We start from the raw sequence: 11,556 nt of genomic DNA, 5'->3' as shown, positions 1-11,556 counted from the left end.
GTCGTGTTGTTCCTCAACACCTATTCGGAGCCGCTTCACGAAGGCTGGCTGGAGAAGCTCCACGATGCGTTCCGTAGTCCCGGTGTTGGCCTCGCTGGATTTACTGGCTCCTTTGAAACGCACCACCCAATGCGCGCAAACTTTCCAGACTTTCCAAATTTTCATATTCGGACAACTGGTTTCATGATTGACATGGAGCGATTCCGGAAGCTCGCATCGAGCCGTTCGTTTCTGAAGAAGGATGATGCCTACCAATTCGAAGGCGGCATGGCATCTATGACGCGGGCGATCGAAGCGGAGAACCTTTCGGTCGCGGTTGTTGGAAAACGTGGGGCCTATTTCAAGCATAACCTCAAACGTGCGAGAATATTTCGCGCCGGACGGCAAGGCGACCTGCTCGTTGCCGACAATCATACGCGTGAGTACGCTGCGCTACCCCCCGTGCAGAAGATAAGGGCTTGGGCAAATACCTGGTACGGACTTACTCGCCTCAACCCCCATGTATTGCAATGGAACCTCCAACACGGGCCGCTGCGACAGAGGCTGAAGCGCTTCTTCCCGCGGATTTTCGCGTGAAGCCAAGGGCGAAGCGACACCCATTTATCGACAGCTCTTTTGATACGAGTATTTGCCAAGCGAAATCAAATTTATGCCACCACCCCGGGACGATGTTAACACCGTGAAAAAAGACAATTTACATCGCGTTGTCGTTCTCATTCCAACGCACCTCGACGCGCTCGACACAGATCTGGCCGCAACACTGCGTCACAATGCGGAGGTGCTGCACGATTATCCGCTTGAGGTCATCCTGCCAGACTCCTGCAATCCGGGGTGGTATCAAGCCTTCTTTCAGCAAAACAAGATCGAAGGCCGCGTTCGCCTCGTCCGCGCCGATTACTTTGGTAGTAGCGCCGCCGTCAACAAGATGGGGATGGACCCTGCATTTTATCGAATGTACGCCGACTACGACTACATGCTGATCTGTCACCTCGACGCGTGGATATTCAAAGACGATCTCCGCGCATGGATGGCAAAGGGGTACGATTTTGTTGGAGCTCCCCTCTTCCTGCCGGACCTCGGCCGCGGACGTTTTTTGAAGCGTATGGCGCCCTTCGGCGGGAATGGAGGTCTAAGCCTCCGGCGCATCTCTACCTGCATTCGTGTACTCGAGACTTTCAAACCCAGGCCGAACCCGCTACGCATTGCGCAAGCACTGTGGTTTCTCGCGATCAATCGCCGCTTTGACCTCGCGGCTATTCTGACCCGCGCCCTACGAGAGGTGTTAAGAGATTGGCGCGGAACATGCAGCAAGTACAACATCTATGAAGACGTGTTCTTCACTATTGTCGCGAAACTGCTCGGCGCCCGCATCCGTATCCCCCGCAGTTGGGAAGCGCGGCTTTTTTCTTGCGAAGTAAACTACAAGCTCTTGCAAACGGAGTCCCTGGGCTTAAGTTCGCCTCTCGGAATCCATGGCTATGACAAGTATGTCGATCCCGATTTTTTGACTTACGTGCAGGGATTTTTCGATCGCAAACGGAAGATTTACGACCTTGAGTCGCCGCTGGATAAACCCGTCGTCTCCGTTATTTTGATCGTCAAGGATCTCACCAAGCACGGCCGCATCGATTCTTTCGATCAGGCGCTGATGTCGGTTGTGCATCAAACATACGAAAAGGTTGAGGCAGTTATTGTCGATGGAGCATCGACAGACGATACTCTTAGTCTGTTGAGGCAAAGGTATGGCCATCTTGCGAATGTGAGCATCTACAGCAAGGCGGATCGGTCTGTGTGGGAAGCAATGTCGAATGGAGTAGCGTTCTCGACTGGTGATCTGATTGCGATTATGAATTCCGACGATTACTTCTGCACGCCGAATGCGTTGGCATTGATGGTCGATCGATTGGTCAAAACGTCATCCGATTGGGTATTCGGAAGCACGTTGCTTATAAGCAGTGACGGCAACATGCCCTTCCCAACGTATCTTCCTTCAGTTATGAACTGTTTTGGAATCGTGCACCAATCGACGCTTTTCAAGAAGAGCGTCATCGAAACGATTAAGCCGTTCGATAGCGGTCATATTACAGCTGAAAACTTTTTGTTCGTAGCTGCGCTAGCTGCAGGATTCAAAGCGGCGCAGGTGCAAGAATGCTTAGTTCATTACAGAACGGGCGGATTGAGCACGACACAATATTCCGGCGTCAACTATGATCGCACTGTTGCGGATTACGTGAGGTATCTTAAGAAAGTGACGTCCATCGGGTTCTATTTGACTGACGATGAAATCTCGCGTCTCTATGGATTTCGCGGTGCGCAAGGGCAAGGTTTTGTTACCTTTCTGCGCACGATTATGAAGATCCAGGACCCTCGCCTGCGCAATTTGTTCCTGCGCGCTTGTTGGAATCAAATACGTTCGACCGGCATCGGCTGGCTTATCAAAAGGAAAATCAGGCTTCTGGTGATGCGATAAGCTAGCAGAGAAAATGCAACGACATGCAGAGTTAGTGGAAGGCGATACCAGTCTTTCGGCGCGTAGCGGCGACGTAGTACAAGGTTTTCTACAAAAATTCGACAAGACCTGATGTTAAGCTCAGTTTCGCCATCCCGCTCCTTCGAGATATAAATAAGGTCCTGGCCACCGACTCTTATTGCGCGGCCGTTCATACAAAGACGTATCCAAAGATCAACATCAAGGACTTGCTTTAGACTTCTGTCAAAGCGCAAGCCGGACTTTCGAATCGCCGACCCGCGGACCATCGTTGCGGAAGGTTCGCCGAAATAGTTACCGAGATAGACCAGCGCCGTCGCATCGGGAACAGCCGAAAAAGCAGCACGCATCCGGCTGCTCGCCGTTGGTCCAGAACACGGACCACTCGTGCTGAAGTATCTGCGCTCGGCGTAGGTCAGGACAACACTCTCATCTATCGCAAATGGCATCATTAAAGTAGCCAACGCGTCTGAACCGAGATAGTCATCCGCAAAGATAAATTTGGTGAACGACGCAACCGATTGATCGAGCAGGATATTGAGCGCATCGGCCAACTCCAACCTTCGCGTGGTTTGAAGAATACGGGCCGAAAGGTTATTTTCGCGAACAAATGCGCACACAGCGTCCAGAGTTGAATCATCTGAACTATTGTCGAGAATCACGACGTTGAAGTTTTGAAAAGTCTGTTCCAGCAGCGACCGCAAGCATCGCTCGATGCGGCCCACTTCATTTCGAGCGGGGATAAGAATATCAATGACGGCGCTACTGGACGAGACGTCCAGCACCGTAGTTATAAGTTCCTGCGCAAGCATTTATCCCTAGCGACACTCACTGCCCCCTCCGGTTGCGCTACTGTGCACCGCATCCGACCATCTTGTCAATTCTTGTTGATGGAGCTCGCCCATTCTAAGCGAATTTGCGCCATTTCGCCACGTAAGCTGGCTGTCCGGCGTTCGATCGATCCCTTATTAATTGAGCCGTTGCGCGGACCGCCTTGAAGCGGTTGAGGATGCTGGTCGTAAAAATGATCATGCGAAATAGCACTAGCGCGCTGTTTCGCAGGCGTGACGATAACGACCGGACCTGTTTTGCCTAACTTGGCGATGAGGTTTCGGGCCGAGAAAAGTCGCGCTAGAGTATGAACACTTGATGCAAGCCGCCCCTCCGCGCTCCTGGCTAAATCAGGTGATAGTGCTATCTTTGTAGTCTCTCGTTCCAGATTGTTTAGCGCGATGCCATTGTTCAATCTCAGACCGAGCCGCGCTGACGTTAAGCCATTGACGGCGCGACCGCTCCCCGCAAACAGGGTAATGATAAAGTATCATCAATCCGCACCTCAACTTAAACGGGACCCCGACCTAATTGGACGATTGGTCAAAGCCTATTGGGCTGCTACAGAGGACTGGAAAGTCGCTGGGCTCGCCGCCCCAGGCGCGGATCTATGGGACCACATTCTTCAAAACGACATGAAGGCGTTTGCCGATGCTATCGAAAGTGGCGACACCGACCGCATTTTTGACTATCTGGCGAGCATTGGGAGAAGCTACTCTTGGTTCGGCGGTTTAACATTGGGCGTGGACGGTTACACGCCCGCCTACTGGACAGCCGAACGGGTGGCGCTGCTATATTGGGAGAAGTTGATCTGTTTAGCTGAAAGTTGCGGCGTGCTAAACATTGAGAATCCTGAGAGCGGCCCTTATCAAGAGAATATCCGACGAGACGCCGATCAGCTCGTTGCGCGGCTTGAAAGCCACTTCAAGATTTCGCTTACCCCTCCCGATGATATCCTCCCGACATTTGGATTTGTCGTACGCAGTCGCATTTTCCATTACAGGCATATCAACGCCATTTACGCTGCGGCCAAGATCGCGGATTTGGTACCCGAGAATGGGCGGGTTGCCGAGATCGGCGGCGGATTGGGTTTGGGCGCCTTGTACGCCCGCAGGTTCAAACCATTAGATTACACCATCTACGATCTTCCGGTCAGTTGTGTCGTGTCAGGTTTTTTTCTGATGAACGCCCTAGGCAAGGAGAAGGTTTGTCTGTTCGGCGAGCGGACCACAGCTGATACTATAAAGGTTTATCCGTATTGGGCTTTGGCTCAAACAGAGGACGAAAGTCTGGATTTGGCCGTCAATCAAGATAGCCTTCCTGAAATCGACGACGTATCGGTGGCTTTCCTGCTTGGACACGTTAATCGCACGGTCAAACGAAACTTTCTGAGCCTAAACCACGAGACCTTTGGCCATCGTCGGGTCTCCGAGTTTATCGACAAGCATATAGGGCTAAAGCGGACGTGGCGTTCCCGCAACTGGGTACGAGAGGGTTATGTTGATGAACTTTACGTTAAGGCTTAATCATTCCGGAAGACTCTCGAACTTATAAGACTCACGTTGCTTGGTCGAGCTGGCGAAGAGTCGCTAACTTGCAACGTGATTCCGAGCACTCGTTCCAATTTCATTCAATGGGCTGGCCGTTGTTGCTGCGATTTAACGAGCCCCGGAGATAGGTGATCCAGCATTTTCGCTTCGTCACTCCGAGCCTGTAACGAAAGACTCCGCGGAATGCCTATGTGACTGTTCACTTGTTAAATCGTGTACCCATCATAAACCCGGCGGCGTGATGCACTAAAGCAATGTCTGCTTTGCCCCTATAGCGACCGACTTCGCTCAATCTTTCTGGTCCAGTCGATCATCGATAGGGTGCTTGGAGAGCGCGCGACCGAGCGTTCCTCGGACGACTATTTTGCAACGCAAACTGACCGGCAGGAACGACATGATTCTCCTCCCTGACAGTTCGGCGTGGCGACATTGTCGAGGGAACGCCCCTACCGCGCCAATCGCGTCGATTTAGCCCTTGTCTCCGCGATGTCCGCTCGCATCAACTGCTGACGTGACTGAGGCGGTCAAGTCGACGACGAGTGGGATAGCAACCCGCTCGGCTGCGGTCCGTCGGCCTGGTCCCTTGATACCTTGCGGTTCATAAGGATGGTTACGAACAGGATCGTCCAGAGCGTGAGCATAGAGATCGGGATCGTGTAGTACTGCGTGAAGACAGGATGCGTGGCGAAGAACGCAATGTTCAAGACGAGATTGCCGGCGATCAGAGCCGCGAGCCGCTTAACGTCGGCTTGCCCCGCAAACTGCCACAGGAGCGCGGTCCAGACGCATATCACGACGACCAACGGAAACTGCACGTCATTCAGGTAGGCGCGAAGTACGGCGGGATCGAGCCGCGGCGGCGCCGTGTCAACGCCGCTATAGGCCGAGACAAGGGGATTTCCCGAATTGACTAGGTTCGCGGCCAGCACCGGCAGCACTCCGACAACAAACGCCAGGCCGAATGCAAACCCTTGCCAGAATGTCTTCTGGTCGCGGCGGATCAGGAATGACAATCCAAAAAACAGAAAGTAGCCGGCCGCCAGAAACACGTTGGCGATTCGGAAGCTGCCAGACAGGCCGAGCAGAAATCCGATCGCAGCGACTGGGACGAAGCGCGGCCTGTCCCCGACGACGAACAATCTTGCCGTCAGTAAGCCCGCGAGCGCGCAAAGCACCATGGTCGGCGCCATCGAGTAGCTCGCCTTCGTCGGATTGATCATGAAATAGATGGCGACCGCCCCGAAGGTTGCTGCCAAGGCCAGCGCATTCGGCCGCTGCGCCCGCCACAAACCGTACAGAGCAAAGCCTGCAATCAACACGTTCGCCGCCACGTAAAGCGGCACTACCTGAAACCCTTCCGGGAATACCGACAGCGCAAAGCCCGTCCCTGGCGGTGGTGTCATCACGCGCTTGGTGCCATCGGCGGCTTGGGTGTGGCACGGCGCCGTCGTCACGTCGGCCCAAGTCGGAAACTGAATGCTACGCAGCTTACCAGAGAGATAACCGTCGTCCTCGCGGGCGAGGCTGGTATCGAGCCCACGCCAGCCGAAGCGCTGAAACAGATGCGCCTGCCGGAGATAGCAGATATCGTCATAAACGCCGCGGCTTTCGTTCCAGTGCGAAATCGACCGGACATTGCTGGCCAGGATCAGCAGGAAAACGATCGAGAAGAAAATCTTAGCAGCTCTCATTGACCCCTCGCTCGGGCGAGCCGCCCCCGGGGATACCTACCGCCTGTACAGAAAAAGCATCAGCAAGTATAGCAGTTTGACAATCGGGGCGTCGGGGCGCGGTTGCCACAATCCTAACGGGTGAGCGCGGCTACCGCAGGGGCTCACGCATCCCGCGGTATCCGGCTATCGAGGCAGATGTGAGCACGACGACCCTGGATTCGGCGGATAAGCGCCAGGCCAGCGCAGCGGCGCCGCCGGCGGACCAGCCGCGCATTTTGCTGGTCATTCCCTGCTACAACGAGCAGGCCTCGATCGGTGACCTCTTGGCGGAGATCACAAGGACCAGCTGCGACTACCACACCCTGGTGGTCGATGACGGCTCGTCGGACGCGACTTGCGCCGTCGCGAGCGCGCACTCGCCGGTCGCTCGCCTCCCGCAAAACCTGGGCATCGGCGGCGCCGTGCAAACCGGCATCAAGTACGCCGCGCGCAACAATTACGATTTCTGCATCCAGATCGACGGTGACGGGCAGCACAATCCGTTGGAGGTCGCAGTCCTGCTCGATGCCTACCGCAGGCGGCCGACAAACATCGTGATCGGAAGTCGCTTCATCGATAATGCCGGCTTCCGCTCGACGCGGCTGAGGCGTTTCGGCAGCAAGCTTATCGCGCTTGCCCTGAACTCCCTTTTTGCAGGCGGCCACATCACCGACCCGACCAGCGGCATGCGCCTGCTCGATCGCCGGGCCATGGCCTTGTTTGCACAGCGCTATCCGATGGATTTCCCGGAGCCGATCTCGCTTGCATGGGCGATGCGCTCGGGGCTGACGGTCGGCGAAGCACCGGTCGGGATGCGAGCGCGGGAAGCCGGTGTCAGTTCGATCGACGGCTTCAAGGCCGTGAGCTACATGATCCGCGTGCTCGGCTACATCCTGCTCGCGCGTCTGGAGCGACAGTCGTGACATCATACGCCGCGTTCCGCCCCGGCATCACCGATTTCAATATCAGGAGACGGTAGTGACCAATGCCCTTCCAACCACCGAGACTGTTGCCGTCATTTCGGCGTTCGCTTTCATCTACATGCTGGTCATCCTGCGCAAGACGTTGCAGGGGAAATTCGACCTCTACGACCTTCTCATGCTGTCGATGGTCGCGATCTTACCGGCTGTTTTTTCCCTGTTTCCGAGGCTGGCCTATTTCCTCAGCCATGTGACCGGCGTCGTCTTTCCCTTCGTGGTGATGTTCGGCGCACTGTTCCTCGTGGTCTTCGTCTTCATGCACAACATCACGGCACGGCTGCACAAGCTGGAGCGGCAGAACTGGACCCTGATCCAAGAGCAGAGTTTGCTTGCGCTCGAGCTGAAAGCGAAGCAGAGCGACCGCTCCTATCCCTGAGCTTCGCTGACGTCCTCGGGTGAGCAGAGGGTGAAGCCGCGCAATGCGGTCCACCTTCGGGGCTTGTTTGACCAGGGGCAGGTAGCCAAGAAGGCCGTATCCGCCGCAGCACAGTGCGAGCAGAAAGCGCGGGTTGAGGATTTCGACGAAGGCCGGGAGCGCCACCAAGCCGCACGTCAAGACCCACGCGAACAACGTAACCCGCTCCGTCCAGAGCCGGTGAAATTCACTCTTCCAATCGTCGATGAGCTTCATGGGCCGGATCGTCGGGCCGTTCCCTTGGGAAAAGGTGCCGGGCGCTGTGTTCTAAATATTGCCCGATGATTGCTGTGTATTGCGCCATCAGCGGTTGCAATGATACGGATACCGCATGCTTGATCTTTTGCGTCGTACCACAGCGTTCTCAGTCGCAATCGGTGTCGCTCGCCAGACACTCCCCGCGCCAGTCCTGACCTGGTTGCGATCGCAGATGGTTCGCAATCTCCGGGGCACCCCCGGCGAGGTTTTCGGCGAGATCTACCGCCGCAACATTTGGGGCTACAAGGAAACGGCCTCTGGCGGCGGCTCGACGCTGCACCACACCGAGCGGGTGCGAGAGAGCTTGCCCGGGCTGCTCGCCGAGCTCGGAATTGAGAGGCTGCTGGATTTGCCGTGCGGGGATTTCCACTGGCTTTCGAAGATTGAGCTTCCCGTCTCGCGCTACATCGGAGGCGACATAGTTCCTGACCTAGTCGAGAAAACCGCCGCACAGCACGCGCGCCCCGGTCGCGAGTTCCACGAAATCGACCTTTGCAGTGACCCGCTGCCGAAAGCCGATCTGTTGCTCTGCCGCGATTGCTTCATCCACCTGTCCGAGGACATGATTTTTCGAGCGGTCGACAACATCCTCAGGTCGGACATAAAATACCTTTTGACCACGACCTACCCGGACGGTCGCAACCGCTCAATCAAGGTCGGTGACTTCTTTACCGTCGACCTGTGCGCGGCGCCGTACAACTTCCCGCCGCCGATCAGAACCCTTGAGGATTGGGCACCATCCTTTGATCGGCGGCAACTCGCGCTCTGGAAAATCGAGGACCTTCGAAAAGCCGCTAGATAACCCGCAACAGCACGTTGGTCGTCGGTGGAACGATCGCGTGCGCGTTACCGCTGGTGTTGTTGATAGTCGTCGTGATGTTCGCGGATCCTGAGGCAGTACTAGATCCAGTCTGGCTTCCGATCGCGGCAACGCGACCCCACCGTCCAAAGCCGGTGAAATTCACTCTTCCAATCGTCGATGAGCTTCAGGGGCCCGGATCGCCCGGCCGTTTCCTTCGGAAATGGTGCCGGGATATTATTGGCCCATTCAAAGGCGCACCGGGTAGTAGCCACTGGTAAGTTCAAGCGTAGATGAGCTGGACGGAGTCCGCCTAGGTTAAGTCCCTATCGGTCCCCGTTTATCCTTCGTAGTCCACTTTGCGCCGACGTCAACCGAGTGCTTGACGCATTAACACGATGGCTCTACGCGCGGTGTGCCCCCGATGGAGAAAATCAAATGGCAAAGAAGTCGAAGAGCAAGCGCAAGGAATATACGAAAGACGACGTGAGGTTGCTAAGGGCGCATTCCAAAGCCCGTACTCCAGTGGCAAAGCTCGCAAAGCTAATGAAGCGGTCCGAGGGTTCATTGCGGCAGAAAGCGCGCAACCTCGGAATTGGTCTGGGACATCAGCGCTAAGCCGCGCGTTCGAGAGGACCCACCGCGCTGCTCGACCGGCTGATCCATCACTGTGACATCGTCGAGACCGGCAACGATAGGTGGCGGTTCAAAAGCCGAGACGACGATCACACAAACCGCGCTCGGCTCGCCTCCGCTATCCCGGCCAGCTCCGACGAGCCGAGCGTTACCAGCAGAACGCACCGGTCAAAGGGGGATCCTTTTGGGCTCTGACGCAAGTTTGGCGCAGCGCCGACTATTCGGCACCGATTAGTCTGGCTTGAAGCAGATCAATTTTGCCGCGGCCGTACATTTGACGTCGAACGAGCTTGAGGCGCGTGATCTGACCTTCAGTCTGTCCGTTGGACCATGGTGAAGTGATTGCCGCCCGTACCGCCGCCCCATCCTTCGCGACGCCGCTGGCGAATGAGGCGACGAGACTGGCGCGGGCCCGCTCGATCCATGGGATGAGGCCCGCCTCGGTCTTGCGTCGGATCATCAGGTGGAATTCGGCGATGATCTCGCGTGCCTCGACCAGGGTTGGTACGCCAGCTTCGATCGCCGCTACCGTGACGGTCTCCGCTTTCGTGAGCAAGTCTCGTCCGACGGTCATCAGGCGTGCGATGGTTCTGGCCGACGGAATCCTCTGAAGATTTCGCGCGTCGGCCTTTTCAGCTCGTCGTCTACGGGTCGCCCACTCGCTGATGACGCGGAGCGAGCCTCGGAAGCCACGCGCCTTTAAACGGCGCCAAAGTTCGGCCCCATTGCGGCAGCCGGACGCCCACTGATCATCGAGCCATGGCAAATGCAGATCCGACGAACTTTGCCGGGTCCGAAAGACATCGGTGCGTTCGCCGCGGATTACTTGCCGTACCCGCTTCCTGCTATGGCCAGTCTGGCGCACGATCTGCTTGATGGGTATGCCGTTCTTCGAGAGCGCCAGGATGGCCGCATTGGTCTCCTCGCGTCGCAAATAGCCCTCATACTGGAGCCGCTCGGCAGCTGTGAGCAGCGCGGGATCGATCGTGGTTGCACCGATGACGGTGCGTATCTGCCGCATCGATTTGCGCACGGCGTCAAGGAAGGCCCGACTGGCGTTCTCCATCAAATGCCAGCGGTCGGCGACCTGCACGGCGTGCGGCAGGGCCTTTGCTGCCGCTTCGCCATATCCGCCGCCCCTATCACGGGCGACGACCGAGATCGTAGGATGAGGAGCCAGCCAGGCTTGCGCGGTCGCGGGCTCACGATCCGGCAGCAAGGTAACCACCCGGCGCCTTTCCAGGTTGCAGATGATGCTGGCGTATCGGTGATTGCGCCGCCAGGCCCAGTCATCGATGCCTATGACCTTAAGAGGGTCGTCTGGCGAGCGGCTGCGGCGTCGAACCACGCGCAGAAGCGTGTCCTTGCTAACAGGCAGCATCAGACGTTTTGCGAAGCCGGCTGCCGGTCGACCGCCAAGCGCCAACCCGAGGTGATGGACGATAGAGTCCAGCCTTGCCGTGCGGCGCGCCGATCGAGCCAAGATCCCGTCGGCAAAACGCTCGGTGAAGATCTGGCGTCCGCACAGGACGGCGTCACAGCGGAAGCGGCGGGCGATCACCAGAAGCTCTACGACCCGCCCGGACAGCGGCAGATCAGTCACGCGTCGCCGATACCGGCTATGGATACGCCGCGAAACCGTCCCGCAACATGGACATAAACCGAAACTTGCAGGTGCCCGGACCGCGATGATGGCCTTATCACCCTCGTAGCACGCACTCTCTACAACAAACCCACGCGGCACCAGACTGGAGCGGTGGAGTGCTTGCTGCATGGCGCTGATTCTCCTCCAATGAATGCGCCAAACATCCCTTGAACTGCATCAAAAGTGAGTCAGAGCCCCTTTTGGATGCCGATCGGGAGTCCCAGTCCAACGCCGATTGACAC

At 56.8% G+C, this 11,556-nt stretch carries 8 protein-coding genes and 2 pseudogenes; 7 read left to right on the top strand and 3 right to left on the bottom strand.

Going from position 1 to position 11,556, the window contains the following annotated elements; all coding sequences use genetic code 11:
* Window positions 1–576: pseudogene (locus M2427_RS27785) on the top strand (hypothetical protein); the annotation flags it as partial.
* A 103-nt stretch (window positions 577–679) separates the two neighbouring features.
* Window positions 680–2,470: a DUF5672 family protein gene (locus M2427_RS27780; RefSeq protein ID WP_280710062.1), complete on the top strand. Its 1,791-nt coding sequence runs from the start codon at window positions 680–682 to the stop codon at window positions 2,468–2,470.
* On the opposite strand, the gene M2427_RS27775 is transcribed toward M2427_RS27780, so the two are convergent.
* Window positions 2,404–3,300, bottom strand: coding sequence for a glycosyltransferase family 2 protein (locus tag M2427_RS27775; RefSeq protein ID WP_280710061.1), 897 nt, complete (start codon window positions 3,298–3,300; stop codon window positions 2,404–2,406). The two genes, M2427_RS27780 and M2427_RS27775, sit on opposite strands and share 67 nt — an antisense overlap.
* Window positions 3,301–3,858: 558 nt before the next feature.
* Here M2427_RS27775 and M2427_RS27770 point away from each other — a divergent pair.
* On the top strand, window positions 3,859–4,845 hold the full coding sequence (locus M2427_RS27770; protein ID WP_280710060.1) for a putative sugar O-methyltransferase: 987 nt from the start codon (window positions 3,859–3,861) through the stop codon (window positions 4,843–4,845).
* A 548-nt stretch (window positions 4,846–5,393) separates the two neighbouring features.
* Here the strand turns inward: M2427_RS27770 and M2427_RS27765 are convergent.
* Complete coding sequence (locus M2427_RS27765; RefSeq protein ID WP_280710059.1) at window positions 5,394–6,560, bottom strand: hypothetical protein; 1,167 nt, start codon at window positions 6,558–6,560, stop codon at window positions 5,394–5,396.
* A 179-nt stretch (window positions 6,561–6,739) separates the two neighbouring features.
* Between M2427_RS27765 and M2427_RS27760 the strand changes: the two genes are divergently transcribed.
* The 4 genes and pseudogenes from M2427_RS27760 to M2427_RS27745 all read left to right on the top strand — a co-directional run.
* Window positions 6,740–7,504 (top strand): glycosyltransferase family 2 protein, encoded by a 765-nt coding sequence (locus M2427_RS27760; RefSeq protein ID WP_280710058.1) that lies wholly within the window; start codon window positions 6,740–6,742, stop codon window positions 7,502–7,504.
* A gap of 55 nt (window positions 7,505–7,559) precedes the next feature.
* A complete protein-coding gene (locus tag M2427_RS27755; protein ID WP_280710057.1) occupies window positions 7,560–7,937 on the top strand; it encodes a DUF2304 domain-containing protein in 378 nt (125 codons plus the stop codon).
* Window positions 7,938–8,307: 370 nt separating this feature from the next.
* Entirely contained in the window at window positions 8,308–9,036 is a 729-nt protein-coding gene (locus tag M2427_RS27750) for a class I SAM-dependent methyltransferase (protein ID WP_280710056.1), read from the top strand.
* Between the two features lie 624 nt (window positions 9,037–9,660).
* A pseudogene (locus tag M2427_RS27745) lies at window positions 9,661–9,864 on the top strand (ATP-binding protein); the annotation flags it as partial.
* 22 nt (window positions 9,865–9,886) lie between these two features.
* Here the strand turns inward: M2427_RS27745 and M2427_RS27740 are convergent.
* Window positions 9,887–11,443, bottom strand: coding sequence for an ISL3 family transposase (locus M2427_RS27740; protein ID WP_280710055.1), 1,557 nt, complete (start codon window positions 11,441–11,443; stop codon window positions 9,887–9,889).
* Window positions 11,444–11,556 lie beyond the last annotated feature (113 nt).

The organism is Bradyrhizobium sp. BR13661 (assembly GCF_029892425.1).
Taxonomy (GTDB): domain Bacteria; phylum Pseudomonadota; class Alphaproteobacteria; order Rhizobiales; family Xanthobacteraceae; genus Bradyrhizobium.
Note: the sequence above shows the minus strand (reverse complement) of the source record. Positions and strands in the feature narration are given on the sequence as shown.

Excerpts from the sequence above, each read along its gene's own strand:
- M2427_RS27775 (WP_280710061.1), bottom strand. The coding sequence starts at position 3,300 with ATGCTTGCGCAGGAACTTATAACTACGGTGCTGGACGTCTCGTCCAGT.
- M2427_RS27765 (WP_280710059.1), bottom strand. The coding sequence starts at position 6,560 with ATGAGAGCTGCTAAGATTTTCTTCTCGATCGTTTTCCTGCTGATCCTG.
- M2427_RS27750 (WP_280710056.1), top strand. The coding sequence starts at position 8,308 with ATGCTTGATCTTTTGCGTCGTACCACAGCGTTCTCAGTCGCAATCGGT.
- M2427_RS27740 (WP_280710055.1), bottom strand. The coding sequence starts at position 11,443 with ATGCAGCAAGCACTCCACCGCTCCAGTCTGGTGCCGCGTGGGTTTGTT.